The 17,363-nt window shown below is 52.8% G+C and carries 16 protein-coding genes; 2 read left to right on the top strand and 14 right to left on the bottom strand.

Features of this window, described 5'->3' with window-relative positions; genetic code table 11:
- Positions 1–25: 25 nt before the first annotated feature.
- Positions 26–847 (top strand): alpha/beta fold hydrolase, encoded by an 822-nt coding sequence (locus C8R31_RS03540; protein ID WP_107692654.1) that lies wholly within the window; start codon positions 26–28, stop codon positions 845–847.
- On the opposite strand, the gene C8R31_RS03535 is transcribed toward C8R31_RS03540, so the two are convergent.
- The 10 genes from C8R31_RS03535 to C8R31_RS03490 form a co-directional block, all read right to left on the bottom strand.
- Positions 797–2,005 (bottom strand): CynX/NimT family MFS transporter, encoded by a 1,209-nt coding sequence (locus C8R31_RS03535; protein ID WP_107692653.1) that lies wholly within the window; start codon positions 2,003–2,005, stop codon positions 797–799. The genes C8R31_RS03540 and C8R31_RS03535 overlap by 51 nt on opposite strands.
- Before the next feature lie 108 nt (positions 2,006–2,113).
- The gene (locus C8R31_RS03530; RefSeq protein ID WP_258192512.1) at positions 2,114–3,307 is read right to left on the bottom strand and encodes an acyl-CoA dehydrogenase family protein; all 1,194 of its coding nucleotides are present in this window, start codon (positions 3,305–3,307) and stop codon (positions 2,114–2,116) included.
- Positions 3,304–4,974, bottom strand: coding sequence for a class I adenylate-forming enzyme family protein (locus C8R31_RS03525; protein ID WP_107692651.1), 1,671 nt, complete (start codon positions 4,972–4,974; stop codon positions 3,304–3,306). Before C8R31_RS03525 ends, C8R31_RS03530 begins: the two co-directional genes overlap by 4 nt.
- Positions 4,971–6,857, bottom strand: a complete 1,887-nt coding sequence (locus C8R31_RS03520) for a CoA transferase (protein WP_107692825.1) — start codon at positions 6,855–6,857, stop codon at positions 4,971–4,973. The genes C8R31_RS03525 and C8R31_RS03520 overlap by 4 nt, the downstream gene beginning before the upstream one ends.
- 2 nt (positions 6,858–6,859) lie before the next feature.
- The gene (locus tag C8R31_RS03515; RefSeq protein WP_107692650.1) at positions 6,860–7,165 is read right to left on the bottom strand and encodes a MoaD family protein; all 306 of its coding nucleotides are present in this window, start codon (positions 7,163–7,165) and stop codon (positions 6,860–6,862) included.
- A gap of 109 nt (positions 7,166–7,274) precedes the next feature.
- A complete protein-coding gene (locus tag C8R31_RS03510; RefSeq protein ID WP_107692649.1) occupies positions 7,275–7,766 on the bottom strand; it encodes a hypothetical protein in 492 nt (163 codons plus the stop codon).
- 61 nt (positions 7,767–7,827) lie between these two features.
- Positions 7,828–8,271, bottom strand: coding sequence for a Mov34/MPN/PAD-1 family protein (locus C8R31_RS03505; protein WP_107692648.1), 444 nt, complete (start codon positions 8,269–8,271; stop codon positions 7,828–7,830).
- A gap of 180 nt (positions 8,272–8,451) precedes the next feature.
- Positions 8,452–9,624, bottom strand: a complete 1,173-nt coding sequence (moeB, locus tag C8R31_RS03500) for a molybdopterin-synthase adenylyltransferase MoeB (protein WP_107692647.1) — start codon at positions 9,622–9,624, stop codon at positions 8,452–8,454.
- Between the two features lie 126 nt (positions 9,625–9,750).
- Positions 9,751–11,625: a TonB-dependent receptor gene (locus tag C8R31_RS03495; RefSeq protein ID WP_107692824.1), complete on the bottom strand. Its 1,875-nt coding sequence runs from the start codon at positions 11,623–11,625 to the stop codon at positions 9,751–9,753.
- Positions 11,626–12,592: 967 nt separating this feature from the next.
- Positions 12,593–12,841: a GIY-YIG nuclease family protein gene (locus C8R31_RS03490; protein WP_375136105.1), complete on the bottom strand. Its 249-nt coding sequence runs from the start codon at positions 12,839–12,841 to the stop codon at positions 12,593–12,595.
- Positions 12,842–13,009: 168 nt separating this feature from the next.
- Between C8R31_RS03490 and C8R31_RS03485 the strand changes: the two genes are divergently transcribed.
- A complete protein-coding gene (locus C8R31_RS03485; protein WP_107692645.1) occupies positions 13,010–14,005 on the top strand; it encodes a hypothetical protein in 996 nt (331 codons plus the stop codon).
- 269 nt (positions 14,006–14,274) lie between these two features.
- On the opposite strand, the gene C8R31_RS03480 is transcribed toward C8R31_RS03485, so the two are convergent.
- From C8R31_RS03480 to C8R31_RS03465, 4 genes are all read right to left on the bottom strand, one after another.
- Positions 14,275–14,850 (bottom strand): CNP1-like family protein, encoded by a 576-nt coding sequence (locus C8R31_RS03480; RefSeq protein WP_107692644.1) that lies wholly within the window; start codon positions 14,848–14,850, stop codon positions 14,275–14,277.
- Positions 14,851–15,069: 219 nt separating this feature from the next.
- Positions 15,070–15,546, bottom strand: a complete 477-nt coding sequence (locus C8R31_RS03475; RefSeq protein WP_107692643.1) for a DUF2127 domain-containing protein — start codon at positions 15,544–15,546, stop codon at positions 15,070–15,072.
- 162 nt (positions 15,547–15,708) lie between these two features.
- Positions 15,709–16,440, bottom strand: a complete 732-nt coding sequence (locus C8R31_RS03470) for an epoxyqueuosine reductase QueH (protein WP_107692642.1) — start codon at positions 16,438–16,440, stop codon at positions 15,709–15,711.
- Positions 16,441–16,445: 5 nt separating this feature from the next.
- Positions 16,446–17,342, bottom strand: a complete 897-nt coding sequence (locus C8R31_RS03465) for a LysR family transcriptional regulator (protein ID WP_219907444.1) — start codon at positions 17,340–17,342, stop codon at positions 16,446–16,448.
- Positions 17,343–17,363: the final 21 nt, after the last annotated feature.

Genomic DNA, 17,363 nt, shown 5'->3' with positions numbered 1-17,363 from the left:
CAAAGAATCTACAATCTGGGCAATCATGGAATTCATTTCCTCCAAGGATGGGGTTCCCATCGCGTGTTGGCGTAGCGGCGCCGGTAGACCCTTGTTACTTGTGCATGGCACGTCTGGAGATCACTTTGCGTGGTCCCCGGTATTGGCCGCGCTCGAACAGCACTTCTGCGTCTGGACCATTGATCGGCGAGGACGCGGACGCAGCGGCGACCGCCACGACTACGCTCTTGAGCGCGAAAGCGAAGATATCGCCGCTGTCATTGACGCCATAGGCCAGCCGGTGCATCTTCTCGGACATTCTTTTGGAGGGCTGTGTGCCCTGGAAGCGGCACTTCTGACCTCCAACATTGACTCGCTTCTCCTCTACGAACCGTCCATTTCGCTTGCTGGCAGCGGTTGGTCGCCTGAATTCGACACACACCTGCAAGCCCTGCTCGATTCAGGAAACCGGGAAGAAGCGCTTCTGTTTTTTTTTCGCGAAATCGTCAAATCACCGCCCCATGAGCTTGCTGCCCTGCAAGCGGGACCGAGCTGGCCAGGACGCCTGGCCGCTGCTCATACGATTCATCGCGAATTGCGGAGTATCAGCCATTACACTTTTGAACCGAACCGTTTCACCGCGCTCGGAATTCCGGCCCTGCTCCTCCTTGGCGGCGAAAGCCCACATCGCCGCCACCTTATCGCCGAGATGCTTCATCGATCCCTATCTCCCAGTCAGACTGCGGTTCTCAAGGGACAACAGCACAGCGCGATGCGAAGCGCACCCGATTTATTCGTTCGTGAAATCCTGACATTTTTACATCTTCACGGTGGAAGTACGCTGGCCGTGGCTGGCTGCAACTGCTAACGCCTGAGTCTTCCGTCGACGGGCAGAGGCGAGCGCCAGTACCGTGAGGCACGCGGCCATGAGCACGCCAATGAGCACGACCCACCCAGACGACATATCCGGGGAAGAACTCGACAAAACGCCGAAAAGCGGCGGACCCAGTGCAAAACCGCTGAAGAATCCAACCGAGACATATCCGGATGTGATCGTTACCGGACCAAATTTCGGGTCCCTTACCAGCATGCTCATCGCTATTGCGTTCGTGCCTGCCGCGGTAAGCCCCATGCTTGCGGCCCCTATCCATAACAGCCAATGATTTTCCAGATCGGCGTGCATCGTCACTGCTATTGCGCAAGCCGCAATAGCGATCAGTAACAGCAAAAGAGCCGACTCGTCTTTAAGTTTTGCCCCTATTGGTGTCAATACAATCCGGGAAATCACTCCCATAACACCGAAAACGGCAATTAGAGAGCCAGCCAGCGATAGCGGCATACCTTGCCGGGCGGCAAAAGTTGGTAAAAACGTGACAAAAGCAGAGAGCGAAACGCCAACGCAAAACTGGGTAACGATTAACCACATTAACAGCGAATTTGGAGGCGAGAGCGAGAAGCCCCTGTTTGTTCCGCTATGTTTCCCGGGCGTAAAGAGCGGGGCCGCTATACCGAGTAACACTGCCACCGGAACAATCAGCCCGAATGCGGTCGGCCAGCCATATCGTAATGCAATGCCTGGGAGCACCAGACCCGCGAAGAGAGCCGCGAGCTGAACTCCAGCTTGTTTCAGCCCCACAGCTTTTGCTTTTTTCTCCGCGGGAACTTGTTGCGTGATCAGTAAATTTGTTACCGGATTTGCGAGAGCCTGAGCGATCCCGCAAATAGCGGTGGCGGCCAGCAGACCATAAAAATTTTGGACCGTTGCGATCAGGGTGAACGCAAATGCAATAGTCGAGAAAAGTACGATCAGCGAATAACGCGTACCAACCCGATCGACGAACGCACCTGCCCATAGCGATAAAACGGCTGCCAGACCGAACGAACTCATTAACAGGTAGCCGAGTAACTCGGGCTTGAAATGAAGGTCCAGTGTCAGGAATGGCCCGAGCGCGCTGATTGCATATAAAACCAGCATGGGCATGGCCATGGCAAGAACCAGTACAACGCGAAACCAGATAGCCATCATGCCTTGCACTTATAACCTGATCCCGTCGGGAGAGGGGCGCCCCTCGTCCGAGCCGCGAAGCCAGACCCCAATTCGTAGAAAAATTTCGACAGATCGGCAACCATGGGATCAGGCAAAGTGATAGGTGTCTTCTTCTTTAAAGAAATTGATGAGCCGGCGCCCCACTGAGCTGACAAGGGACTCGTCGGTACCGTCCAGAATGCGTGACGTCCGGGCAATTCTATAAATGCCGGAGAGCGGGGTAAGATCGCTAATGCCTTCCGCGCCATAGATTTGCACTGCCGAGTCCGAGGCAATGCAAAGTGCTTGCGACGCAGCGATTTTCGCGACATTGATCTGGACATCATTTGGACATCCCCCGTCAACGCCGCGGGCAGCGACTCGAATCAATTCCCTCGCACTTGCTATGGATTGGTACGCCGTGACGAGGTGTTGGCGGACCAGTTGCTTTTCATGCAGTCGCGCCGAGAGGCCACGGCCGGAATTTATCCGGGCGCCCATGAGATCGAAACATCGTTGGGCCAGTCCTATCCAATTCATCGAGCGTAGCAGCCTCCCCCTTCGAAGGCGTCGGCTCATCAAATCCATCCCGCCGCCACTGGATCCCAAGAGGTTGCTCTCAGGGACTTCGACCTCTGTGAAAGACATCTCGCCCTGACCGAGGAAACGACCCAATATCGAGATTTGGCGCTCGACCTTGTATCCGGGTGTATCTGTCGGGACCAGAATCATGGAGTGTGACTTGCCGAGCGGCAAATCTTCCCCGGCGGTGCGTGCCAGGACCGTAACAAAAGTGGCGCGGTCTGCGTTGCCAACAAACCATTTTCTGCCGTTGATCGTCCAATTCCCGTTTTCGAACTGTGCGGTCGTCGATATCAAGCCGGGGAACGATCCGCCATGTCCCGGCTCAGTCATCCCGTAAGCCGGAACGGCTTTCCCGGCCGCCATTGGTTCAAGGAAATTTTTACGGATTTCGTTGGTACCAAATTCCAGGAGCATATGCGCGTCCAATGCGGAATGGCTCCCAAGAATTGCCGGAGAGAATTCCGAACGCCCTTCCTGTTCCGCAACAATAAGGTACTCTTCAAGCGATGCCATCTTTCCGCCATGAGACAATGGGTAAAACAAGCCCCACAGCCCGGCAGATCGGGCTTTTTCGGTAAGCTCGGATTGCAATCCGGCCGCCAGATCTCCGCCATCGGCCAACATTGGTTCATGGGGAAGGATTTGCTCATCGACGAAGCCTCTCACCTCTACCGAAAGGGATCGCGCCAATTCCATACAGCGCGGTTGTGTTTTCACAATTGATTCGCCAATTGGGCAAGGCCAGCTTTGGCCGTGTAGTTGCTGAACTCCACCTCGGCGGATAAGCGCTTCTTATCGATTTTTCCTGCCGGACTGAGGGGCAGTTGGCGGTAATAGCGCAAATATTCCGGCAATTTGTTCGTATCCAGGCCCTTCTCATGCAAGTAACGAGTGAATTGGGATAGCGATGGACGTTCAATCCCATCCTTCAATGCCAGGCAAAGGCAAACCCGATGGCCAACGTCCGGATCGGCTACAGGTACACAGGCAGCGCTGACAACAGCCGGATGGGAAACGGCGATGTTTTCGATTTGGGCAGGACTGATATTGAGACCACCGCGAATAATGATGTCTTTCTTGCGCCCGGATAGCACCAGATACCCATCATCATCGATAAAACCAAGGTCACCGGTAAAAACCCAGCCATCCGCGTCTCGATATAGCGCATCCAGGTCAGGAGCATTCACATATTGCATAGGACTTATCGGACCTCTGGCAGCTATTTCTCCGACACAACCTTGGGGAACCTCCTTCTTCTCGTCATCTACTATCCGGATAGAGCAAACCTCCGGGTTAGGCCTCCCTGCCTTGCAAGAAACCGCTTCCAAATCATCATGAAGGGTGGTGTGGCAATTAACACCATCCGCAGATCCGTATAAACTGATAAAGCCACATCGAAACGCCTCGGTACATCGTCGGATTGACGTTTCATCAATTTTCGCTCCACCGCTAATAATAGCGATCAGACTGGACGTATCCGCTTTTGATAATGCCGGATCAGCGGCGATGCGTTGGAACATGGTGGGAACACCAAAGATGTAGGTCGGCTTCAATTCGGCAATACTTTGAATGGCAGCGGCGACGTCGAATTGACGCAGCAGAACAACGACTCCGCCGAGCCAGGATAAAACCCCGAATGTTGCGGTTGAACCGAACGCCGTGCCCAGCGGCACCAGATAGAGGCCCCTGAAAGCACTACCATCGACGTGTATTCGTTGCAGAAAACGTCCTCGTCCGCCAATCAGCGCGTTGTGGGAATAAGCAACCCACTTTGGCTCGGATTCTGTTCCGGACGAGATGAGCAGCCGAACGGGGAAGTCAGGGGAAACGGTGGGTAATTGGCTTGATTCAATCGGCTCGGCTCCAAACAAGCTATCCATCGTGTGCCACCCGTTTCGCTCTTTTCCGTCCACGACGAGAACACGGAGCGACAGCAGAATTGGGCGTATTGACTCAATAAGTTCACAGAGGTCAACCCCGGCGTATTCATGCTCAACAATAATTACGCGCGCGGCGCACCGTCTTAGCAATGACACAATTTCAAGGCGCCCACGCCCTGGGGGGAACGGTGCCACAATCGCTCCTATTGCAGCGGCAGCGAGATCGATCGCGCAACTCTGCCAACCATTCGGGAGTTGATAAGCGATGACATCTCCGGAAACAATTCCCACTGCTTTGAAGCTGGCTGCAAGACGACGCACCCTGTCTAATAGTGCTGCGTAAGTGATCGTCTCATCAAACGATACAACCGCAGGGCTGTCAGGGTTCTGACATACATGTTCGCAAAACAGCTCGTATACGGATTTATTTGGATAGATCCCATTTAGAGTCCACTCGCGGCGAACTTCAGCAGGAACCATGTCTACGATGCCCGAGTGATTCATCTAAAACTCCAGGGAGAATTCACGCTCGTATAAGAGCCAGGACTCAAGCCCGGCTGCAGATATGCTATGTTCTGCAGGTCAGCCAGGTTTTCGATAACCACAGCTGAAGGAACGCATGCATCTTCCAGCACTTCAGCCCATTCAGTAGCGGTTCTTGACCGGAACAAAGAGTCCAGGTGCTCCTCAAAATCGGCCGTTTCAGTATCAGTTTCAATTTCAAGAGCCTCAGCTAATCGCATTAACGTTGCTACGTTGCAACATTCAACGGCGATTTTTCCCTGCTTGGTGTCATAGATCTTGTCGATAATACTTTTTGAGGTTTTGAGAGTAGTGGGCAGGTTATATACCTCACGGAAATCATCCGCACACAGAAGCGTGGCGGCGCTCATCAACGATGAAGTGACTTTCGCACCAACCTTATTCATATAACGATTAAGCAGTGCGATGGTAATCCCCTGGGCTGCAACCACCCCTCCGAGTACATCCAATACCGTAAATAGAGAGCCGCCATGATTCCCTGAAGTGTCCGCGATCTTTCTGGCAACCCCGGAGTAGGCTTGAGTCATGAAATCCGTGCCGGGTCTTGAGTTCGAGGGGCAATGAGCCGCCCTGTCTGTTGCCCAACCCGCGGCGTAGGCATAAATCAAGGAAGGATTAACCGCAGCCAGGTCTTCATCGTCCAGATTTAACAGCACCGCTTTACCGGGTGCCCAGTTGTGCAGAAACACATCCGCATCCCGCACCAATTCCTTGATTTTCGCTTGTCCAACTGGAGACTTGATATCCACTTCCTGAATAGTTTTAAGACGGTTAAGCGCATGGAATCGTGCCGAGCAACCCTCCGCCATTGGCGGCATACCTCGCAGCGGGTCTCCACCCGGCGGCTCGATCCTGATAACTGTTGCGCCCAGAAGTGCGAGAAGATGTCCCGCGAGAGGACCTTGAATTCGCCGACAGGATTCTATGACGGTAAGCCCGCTTAACGGCAGGTCACCACTGGCCCGGGTTGATGCCCTGCTGTCCGGACTTCTCTCGTAAAGGAATTCCCAGGGTCCCTGGAGCCACACGTGCCTGCAGTCGTCATCCTTCGCTCTGTCATCAATGGATCGTATGGGACAGATTGACATGCCAGTACGAGCACATATTTGTGAAATATGCTGGTAAGCGAGATTTGATATCGCGCTGACTAGTTCATCAGGCAGAGGAGATATGGCTTTAGCATATCGCAGCAGAAAAGCGGCCCATCCCTTGCCGGCCACTGTTGAACTCACACCGACCTCGGTCCAGAATTTCTGCCAAGGACCGACATCAAGGGTTTCGAGTTCAAAGATGATACCGTCCGACGAAACCAGGGGAAGACAGGGGGTATGGGCGCTGTTGTCCGGCAACAGTACTTCCGGAGACTCGCACGCTGTTGCTCCCGCTATATACTGTCCCAGACTTAATAGCGCTGCCGCTGCCATCGAAACGCTGCTGTGCCGTATGGGCAGACCGCGCAGCTGACCGATTGAAGCCGCAGCTCCACCTTGAAGCGCCAGCGCGGCCGTTAAGGTCGAGACGTAGTTCAACCCCAGAGGCCGATATTTGCCGCTTGCTCGACCATGAACCGACATAAGCCCACATGCCGCCTGCATAATATTTTCAGTCGCAAACGCTTGCCTGGATGCGTCGCTCCAATTATCCACGACGCATACGACAGGCCGGGTATGCGGGGTCCTGAATTCAAAAGATAGGGCGCGATTTTCCGCAGGGCTTTTGCTCGACTCAATGTGCATACCCAGTGCGGTGGACTGGTAAAGCAGTGAGGATGCGATAGCAGCGAACTCCGGACCATGACCATCTAATGGACCGGTTATCCCGCAACCGGTTAAGGTACGGTTCATATTCATCTTATATGTGGAGCGCGAACAGGCTCGGCTTGCCCCCCGGCGACAGCGGGCAAAATGGTCAGCGAATCGCCATCTCGCAATTCTGTTGATAACCCTTTACCAAAACGAATGTCGTCATCGTTTACGTAGATATTGATGAAACTGTGTGCCATCCCGTCGGTTATCAGTCTTTCCTTCACGCCAGGGTACTGGTGCTCTATTTGATCGATGACTTCGAGAACGTTGACACCAGAAATTTCAATCCGCTTCTGATTATTGGTGAGCGGTCTGAGTATGGTTGGGACATTTACGGTGATAGGCATAGCTATTCCTTTTCGATTTATGATCACAAAACCCGAAAACTACGGTAGAGGCGAGCTTGCGGAAACCGGCTTCAACTCAAGTTGACGCTCCATTACGATTGGTCAAACCTCACATGTGATGGTGGTCATGTCCGTTCTTGCTGCCGGCCTGGGGCTTGGCGGCGTTCTGTTTCCTGGCAGTCTTGGCCGTGGCCTTGAGCGGGATAAAGCGGGCGGTCGTGACTTCCTGTCCGGGAAGGTCAACGAATACTGTGACCACTGTCTGGGGAGTGACAGAAAAATCCCCTTTACCCTTTAGCAGGTTTTCACCCTCCGGTTCCAGCTTGATAGAGGTGTTATCCTTGCCCTTGCCGATTTGAACGTTTGCCTTGCCACCGCCCCCCTCGGTGCTCAACGGACGGTCTGCATGATCCATTACATAGAGCACGATTTCCTTATCCTTGGCGACGAGCTCCAGGTGGTAAGGGCCAGCCATTCGCGTTTGCCCACCGTGCGCCGATTCCCTGGAATCGAAATATGCTTCATCGTGGGCTCCGGCAAACATTGATATCCCTGACAGCAAAACAGCGACAAGTAACGCGACGGCTCTTGATTTACTCATTTTTCGTCCTTCCCTTGGGGATACGTATAAATCGGCTCGGTTTGTTGCGCGGGTTATACAACTAGGCAACCATCGACAGTTCCCATTCTGTTTTATAGGAACCCAACATCCTGACTCGTTCTTCGGTCACCATCCCGTCCACGATGCGGAAGCTGCGGATCTCTTCTGTATATGCCGGCCCTGTAGGAATAATGACGTAATGAGACGCCGGCTCCGTTGCATACTGGACATCTGTACGGCTGGGGTAGGCTTGCGTATGGGTATGCGAATGGTAGATAACAATGGGCTCCTCGCCTCGCATCTCCATTGTTCTCCACACTTGAAGGTGCTGCTGCGGGTCAAATTTAAAAAAGGTTTCCGATTGGGCTACATTACGCATCGGAATCAAGCGAAGCGGAAGATTTGAACCGGTGGGTCCGGCGATGATTCCACAGGTTTCAATAGGGTGATCTTTATGTGCTTGAGCAAGCATCGCTTCAACAAGTTTGGCGTGTATGGTCAGCATAATTTTCAACTCCTGAGTAGTAGGTTCATTGAATGACACACAGAATTTTCGTGCCGGAGAGACGGGATTTTTTAAACATGACGGATTGTCGATACTGTATGAGTCTCGGGAAATGCAAAAATGTGATGCTTGCGTGACCAGGTCAGTAAAAGTGAAAGCCGTAACCGTTTGCCGGCTCAGCTAATAGCTCGGCAATGAGCGGTCCACATCCCTTATCCACGCCAGAATTCCTCCGTCCAGGCTCTTTACGTTTGTAAAGCCATGTTTTTGCATTTCCGTCAGAACATCCCTGGAACGCATGCCCATCTTGCAATGAAGGATGATGAGATCCTCTTTATTCAGCCTGGATAAAGTTTCTTCCGTCATGATCTTGTTTTTAGGAATATGGTTTGCACCTTCAATACGAACAATGTTCCATTCTTCGATTCCTCGGACGTCAATGAGCTGCATCTCCATGCCGCTTTCCCGCAGTTGTTTCAATTCCAGTGCACTGATTACCGGAACATTTGTTTTATTGTCGGAAGCGGGTTTCCCCGATCCGCAAAATTCCTGATAATCGATCAATCCCGTTATAGGAGTTCTTATCGGCGCCCGCCGCAGGGGAATGAATCTATACGTCATATCCAGCGCATCGTAAACGGCGAGGCGGCCAAGCAAAGTTTCACCTAGGCCGGTGATCAATTTGATTGCTTCGGTCGCCATAATTGCGCCGATCGAAGCGCAAAGGATGCCTAGTACGCCGCCTTCGGCACATGAAGGGGCCATTTCAGATGGAGGCGGTTCGGGATACAGGTCTCTATAGTTAAGGCCCAGTCCGCCCGGCGCGTTTTCCCAGAAAACCGAAGCCTGTCCCTCGAACCGAAAGATTGATCCCCAGACATACGGCTTTCCTGCAAGTACACAGGCATCATTCACAAGATACCGCGTCGCGAAGTTGTCCGTTCCGTCTATAACGAGGTCATAGCCCGAAATTATCTCGATGGCATTAGTTGCTTCCAGGCGTTCGTTATGAAGCTGAACATGAACATAAGGGTTCAATTCATTGACCGAGTCCTTTGCGCTCCTGGATTTGAAACGGCCGACATCCGATTGCCCATGGATGATTTGTCTTTGCAGGTTCGATTCGTCGACGATATCGAAATCAATAATTCCTAATGTCCCAACCCCGGCTGCCGCGAGATAGAGAAGTACGGGCGAGCCAAGTCCACCTGCGCCTATTACCAGGACCTTACTGTTCTTGAGACATTTCTGCCCTTCCAGGCCGAAATCGGGAATGAGGAGATGTCGACTATAACGAGCAATTTCATCTTTACTTAGCTCTCCTGAAGGACGTACTAACGGTAACAGTTGCATTAAAACCTCCATGTTTTAAACCTAAAGCTCGGCACTTATATCGGGCACTAATACATTTCCGACAAAAATAATTTTTTGTACTTTCCTTCACTCTTAAATTAAATGCTCAGTCATATCAGTCTCAGTTCAGAAGCTTGCGGATAGCCCGATCTGCCCCCAGCGCCCGGGCATGGGATAACCTGGGCGATAGGCATAGTTCGCATCCAGGAGGTTTTCCATGGCCACGAAAATCTCCCCTCTTTTACCGAGTATTGGCAATCGATGAGATACGCGTGCATTCATGATCACAAATGAATCCACTTGCTCAGTATTGACGGCCCCCGCCGCCCGCGGACGGCTGAGCGCCAATACGCTTGATTGATACTGGGTATCAACCGTGAGACGGACAGGGCCGATTTGCCCGTTTATACCCGCTGTAACGGCCCTCTTCGGTGTATAGGGCAAGTTGTCGATGCTAGGATCAAGCAGCGTCAAGCCCCCAAATATCGTCCACTCAGAGGTAATATTTTGTCGGATCGCAATTTCGGCGCCACGCATAACGTAGGTCCCGAGATTTATGAATTGGGGAGGGGGCGGCACATTCGGCGGGAAGCCGAAGATATAACGATTCTTCACCTGATCGATAAATACGCTGATATCGATTTGCGTTGATTCCGTGGGGGTCAGCTTCACACCGACTTCCGCATGATTGAGCTCTTCCGCGGAGAGCTGCTTCCAGGTCTGTCCGAGCGGGGGAATCAGAGACGACAGGACGGGAGCTTCCAAACCCGGATAATTGATGCCACGCGAGACATTGCCAAATATCGTTATCCTCTCGGATATCAGGGATAGGCCGGCGTGCGGCGAGGTTTTTGTCTGGAATTCACTATGATCATAAACGCGTATACCAATCGCCGGGACGAGCGACCAGCTTTTACCCAGGTCGATCTTCTGGCTCAGCGCTATGTAAGGCGATGTAACACGGAAAGTCGGCGAGTTAAAGGTGCCCGACGGCGCCGGCGCTACGCGATTGAATCGGGATTCGCCCGAGACCCAGTCGCTGTCCAGTCCGGCAACAATAGCCCCTCCCTTCCATAGAGAGAACTGTTCTTTCCAGCGCACGCCCGTCATCTGGAAATTATTAAACTGATTTCCTTCCAATCCGGCCTGATGCAGCCAGTTGCCTTCACCCCTGTTGTGGTAAATACGGAGATCGCCATGCCAGTTGCCATGCTTATGGGATATGAAGGCAGATACCATTCCCGCCTGTGTAATATATTGCGGTGCAATGGCTGGGGATGGGAGACGGTTGTCCCCTGGGTCTCGTGCCTGGTTGGTGACATACAAAAAGCTGGTCCCAACCGCCCAATTGTCATTCAGCCGAAGACCGCCACGACCCATTACATTATTCAGTTCCCCACTCGCATTGGGCCGGTGCCCATTTGACTGAGCGTGGCCTTGTGCCAGCATAAAGTCCACGTTTCCGCGGCGACCGACGAGATCCACCTGCTCGATAAAAGTACTGAAGTAGCCCCCGGAAATCCTTGCGTTAGCCTGTACGCCATCGTCGGACGCACGCTTGGTTTCCAGATTGATCGATGCGAAATTGTTGCCGTTGATTTGCGGCTGCGGGCTCTTGTAGACCGTAATGGACTGCATGCCATTGACCGGCAACAGGTCGAGCAGTGGGTGGTTCCAGACGCCCATATAGAATGGAACGCCATCAATATAAGTCTTGATTTCGCTGCCAGGACGGCTCACGCCCATCCCGCGAATATAGACAGCACCTCCTTGGTCGCCACCAAAACCACCGACCGGGTTGTAACGTGATATCTGCACCCCGGGGGTACGTCGCAATGCAGTCGCCAGATCGAATGCATTCTGGTCACGTAACTGACTCTCAGTGACCACAGCGGACGTGCTGGAGAAAGGATCGATACGGACGCGATCAATAATCGGATTAGCCGTCACGACAACCGGAGAAAGCGGCGTTTTTGGAGAGGGTGTTGTACTCTGTGACATTGCTAAACCGGGGAAAATCATTATTAACATCGCGAATGACACGATTGCCGAGTAATTCTTGCTTTTCATTTTTCTTATTCGTTTGAAGTGCCGGGCTGGTAACGGAAACCCGTCATTGCCGTTTGGTCTGGATCATAAAATCCAGACTATGCAAAACGATTAATTTTTTCCATTTTCCTGTCAACATGGAAACTTTTGAAATATTCATTTCGGTTGTCGTGGCGCCGCGTCTAAATGGCTGGAGAGCCCCTACTAAAAGTCATTGCGCCATTCCAAAAAGTCATATGGCTGGGGACCAACTGTAAAACAAATGATTTAAATTAGGAATGTGGCATATTGCCGCATGCGGCATATTGACGCAGATATAAGGTGCCGCACTGAAGCGCCCGTACTTCGGGCCAAACGAGCGGGTTTTGCTTACCTGGTTATGTTCCGAGAAGGACGAGTTATCAGAACCGGGCGGTGCTGATATGAATGGACAGGTGAGAATGGTTAGAAGCTGCCTGGTACATCACAAGGCGAACGGCTCAGCCAATTTTCATGGCTGGGGTCTCCAATTACATGGCACTGGTGAAAACAGGAAAACTTGTTGCCACTTCATAGTTCCTGTGTATGGGTGGCAGCCCTGCCAGTTCCAGTTTTATTGAACAGCTTTCATATATCGGAGAAGGCAATTGCAAAGGCCTCCCATACGACGTCCCCAGAATTCGCTTCTAATCGACTGGCATGACTTGCGGCTATCTTCTCGTTCCTCTGGACTGGCTGCTGAACCGTGGGTTGGGTTGGCAGCCAAGCACGGCTCGGGCGCGCGGGTATGCAGCAGGCTTACTTGCCGCAGCGATACTGATACGTATTGGTAAGCTACTTCTGTCTTACTGGAGCTGCAGTATGATTCTGGATAGCCGGATGGGCAGGATTTCTCAGAGAACTGCATAAATGCATGGCAGTCTTTTGGAACAGGTCGTTGTCATTTTCCCGAGGTTAATTCAGCCTTAATCAGCATCAATTTTTCTTTCTTGCCCATCTGCTTGATTTCGTACTCGCGCTTGCTTGCTGCTGAGCGGGTATCGTATTTTTCCTGGTAAACAAGCATGACCGGACGCCGGCAGCGGGTATACCTGGCGGCAAGCACATCATTGGTATTGTGTTCAGCCACACGCCGCCCTACATCAAGGGCGATACCAGTATATAAGCTGCCATCCGAACAGCGCACCATGTATACGTTCCATGTATCCATTAACTAAACTAAGCCAATTTGGATCTGAGGCTGGCAGTATTTAACTTCATCCGTGAAATAAAGGACTATGATTTTCCTCTCGTAGCGCTAAATATGAGCCCTGGTAACTAAATTCCGAAAAACAAGGACGCTTTGCAGCAGATAGGGATGTTTAACAACAACGTTTGGGTGATAAAAAAGCTGCGGGCGGCGATCCCGGAAGATCCATTCGAAGTGTTAATCGATGGCAAATCAATGGGGAAGACCAAGCTCCTGTCCTTTGCGAAACGCGTACCCAATACAAACCGTTTCCCTCAGGTTCTTGTTATCTACTCTTCCGGTTATCTGCGGCTCAAGGTCGGGACTGATCCTACCCCACCGTTGCCGTTCGGCCAGAGCCTCGTCCTCGGGCCGGCAATCTCCGGTACCTCAACCTCATTTCCGAAGAGAACCTTATTCTTCCATCCCCAGTTACAACGCATCGCTATTGACACATCCCAACTCGGTCGGGATGGTACGGGCAGGATGCTGATCCGGATTACGAGCTCGCGCTCAGGTTCCCGCAACAGCGCCACGACGAGTCAGATCATGAATCTCTCTTGGGCGCTGATCCTGGAAGACCCATCTGACCTGGCAACCACGCTCCATGTGGCGGGGACGTTTGAATTAACAGAGGATGTGGTTCCCGATCCGGTGCAGACGGAAAAGTTCGAGTCAGTGCGGCTCCTCCAGGTTTCCACCATGTATATTGATAATGTCCGGCATGATGTTGACGCGCTCCGTTTCCTCACTGGTGGGAATGTGGTGACGTTATCCTACAGCCCTGCATTGGCAAATCTGCTGCTGCCCATTTCACCCACCTCACTGGATCAAGGAATGCCGATGTTCGATTCTGTCCATACAGATGATGTCGGACAGCCCAACGGGAATACACCGAGCTACAGAATCAGGATTAATTCAACTACAGGCCCCATGACGGGGCCGATTATGGTTCGAGCATTTTTCAACCGCAGCCAGAACCTGCACAACGACAACTTGGGACTGTGGGCCTTTCAGCAACCGCCGGCGTCTATTAAAAAGGGTACAACCGGAAACATCGATTACACCGTGATCGCGAGTATAAATCCTCATTCCCTACAACTGCGCCCGCTGCTGCCGGATTAGTTGTAGCTGCTGGATCCGCCTCCCGCCACGATCTCGAAAGAGTTACTTACTTGTAGCCGCTGGATCCGCCTCCTGCCACGATCTCGAAAGAGTTACCAGAGCACGCCCGCAGTAAATAATTTGTCTGAAAGGAAAATGAGATCGACCGAATGAAGCAGTAAAGCGGTGACGAAGGCGTGCAGCGCCGTGCCACGACGAAAGTCGCAACTCGACATAGAGCTGCCTGTCCCGATGGGCTCTTCAACATGTGAGTTCAGTCTTATCGCTCGCTACTGAATCACGCGTGGATGGCTGCCTCTCTTCAACGCTTGAATGGCCTCTTCCTTATTTCTCACAATAACATTAGCCGGGCAGAAGAAATATCTGGAAAGCGCCCGTTGCGCATAATGCTGAGAGATATCTTCGAGTTCCTCCCATTTTGATACTCGTGCCCGTACCCAGGTCCTGTCGTCACGGCCAATGGCGTAGAGCCTTTTTTCGGTAACCTGAAATTTAAGTATTAATATTTTCAGTCTCGCCTGCTCTCTCACGCCATCGGTTGCACACCGCATTCCCTCGTAGCTTACGTTCATCGCTCCTTCGGGTGATTTGATTACCAGCGTATAGCGCACTATGCCTTCCTCTCCGACCACGAGAGAGGGAGCATCGATGTAATAAAGATTATTGCTGGCAGGGCCGGCGTCAAATGGCAGCAGATTCTCCGCTTTGGGGTAAGCAGGCAGTTGTACCTGCAGTTCAGCCCAGGGTTTGTCACCATCAAAATCGGTATCAAATCCCTTCAATGCCTTTTGGGCGGCGCACGCCGCAAGCGTCAGCAAGCATAGCAACAACAGAATTTTTTTCATGATAAAAAATCAACCAGCGCAGATATCACTCTGCCGGTTTCAAGCACTGCACACCTTTTCCTGCTCAACCAGCAGAAAAGCAGCATCAAATTCCGCTTACAGCGTTTCGGGTGATGTCGAAGAAGCGGAGGCCCGTTTTCTCCCCCTTAACCGAGGGCTTTTTTTCCTACTGGTCTCAAGTCTGTAACGTAAAACATGGATTCACTGCTACGGCAGGCTCTATTTCACTATCTCCTTCCCGTGGAGCACAAAATGAAGCATAAAAATAACTACCAGCACGTTTAGTGCCAGTGCGGCGAGACCTAGCCAGGTAACATGTTCGCGCAGCTCCAGAAGCTCAAAAGGCACATAAATCGCTCCGCTTGCCGCCGAAACCCACTGGGCCCACTTCTGGTAATGCCAGAGACCATATGCCTCGATAAACCGGACAAAGACATATAGCCCCGCACCCGCTGCAATCAGGGGTATCTGCGGCTCCGTTATCTGCCCAGCCAAATCAAGGAAGATACGCGGATACCGGGAAGCCGGGTTCAGGTGGGAGTGCGCTACCAACTGTTCGGCAACCCGCTGAGCGTCGTGATGAGCCAAGGACAGCACGCCAAAACCTGCTAGCAATACCACCGCGCCTTTGAACGCTTCAAGAAGCGCGACCGTACGCAATGTTTTTGAAGCAGCGTTTGCAATCCGGAATGGCATGCAAGGATGTTAACTTAGTCTCAGCTGCAGAATATATAAACGGAAGGGCAGATGAATCGAGGGAAGTCGCCGAGTGCGGAATTTGCTCAGGTACGAACAACAAAAAGCCCGCGATTCCGCACGGTCTGGGCTCCAGCTATCCAGCGTGGCATCGGCACGCAATCAGCAATTATCGTCGCCCCCAGGCATTGCCTTGGCCTCGGGTTCGGCTGTGGCAGGGGTCGCCGGAGTGCCGATTTCCTGTCCATAGTACAGTATGCCTGGCTTGATGCGTTCCCGCCCCATTGCGACGCGATGGTTGTTGGTGTCACGCAGCGAATAAGCGCAACCGCAGTACTCCTGCTGGTAGAAATTCTCGCGCTTGCTGATCTCGATCATGCGTGCCGAACCGCCGCCCTTTCGCCAGTTGTAGTCCCAGTACAGCAGGCCCGGATAGCGTCCGGCGGCGCGGTGCCCGCAGTCGTTGATTTGCTGCATGTTCTTCCACCGAGAGATGCCGAGCGAGCTGGTAATGACCGGAAAGTCGTGTTCGTGCGCGTACAGCGCGGTGCGCTCGAAGCGCATGTCGAAGCACATGGTGCAGCGGATGCCCCGCTCCGGTTCGTTTTCCATGCCCTTGGCGCGCGCGAACCAATTGTCGCGATCGTAGTCGGCGTCGATAAAGGGCACGCCAAACTGTTGGGCAAAACGGATGTTCTCGTCCTTGCGCAGTTCGTATTCCTTCAGTGGATGGATATTTGGATTATAGAAGAAAATGGTGAGATCAACGCCGGAGGCAAGCATTGCTTCCATCACTTCGCCGCTGCACGGCGCGCAACAGGAATGCAGCAGCACTTTGTCGTGGCCATTTGGCAATGGCAGGGGATTACGCATAAAGTCTGGTTTGTCGTGCATGTCGTTCACCTTGGCTGATTACGGTGCGCGCGCGCCAGTTCGACGAAAGCGCGCAGGTAGTCGATATCGGCATCGCTATTGCGGATGCCCAGGAAGATCTGCTTGGCAATGCCCTGTCGGCCCAGCTTAACCGGCGCAATGTCAAGCTTGTCCGCATATTCCTCGACCAGCCAGCGCGGCAGTGCAGCTACGCCGCGGCCGCTTGCGACCATTTGCAACATAATGTCAGTAGTCTCGATGGGTTTGTGCCGTTTCGGGCTGATCCCGGCGGGCATCAGGAACTGCGTATAGATATCAAGACGCTCGATAGCGACAGGATAGGTGATCAGCGTCTCGTCGGCAAGTTGCTCTGCTTGTACGAATGCTGCATGACGCAGCGGGTGCTGTGGGCCGACGCCCAGCACCTGCTCGTAGTCGAACACGGGCTCGAAATGCAGGCCGGTCCTGTAGAGTGGATCGGGTGTCACCAGGATATCGATTTCATAGCCGAACAGGGCACCGAGGCCACCAAACTGAAATTTTTGCTTGACATCCACATCCACTGCCGGCCAGGCGGCGAGGTAGGGCGACACGAGCTTGAGCAGCCACTGATAGCAGGGGTGGCATTCCATACCGATACGCAACGTGCCGCGTTCGCCCTTCGCAAACTGTACGAGGCGCTCTTCCGCATGCAAGAGTTGTGGCACTAGCCGGTTGGCCACCGCAAGCAGATATTCTCCTGCCTGTGTGGAGCGCAGACTGCGGCCCTCGCGATGCCAGATGGCTACGCCGAGCTGGTCCTCCAGCTTGCGCACGGCATGGCTCAACGCGGATTGCGTGAGATGCAGTTTTTTCGCTGCGGCGGTTAACGAGCCGTGTTGCTCGACCGCGCGAACGATTTCAAGGTGGTCGCGTTCAAGTATGGTCATGCCGTATCATCATGT

The organism is Nitrosospira sp. Nsp2, from assembly GCF_003050965.1.
Taxonomy (GTDB): Bacteria; Pseudomonadota; Gammaproteobacteria; order Burkholderiales; family Nitrosomonadaceae; genus Nitrosospira.
This window is presented reverse-complemented; position numbering and strand designations above follow the sequence as displayed.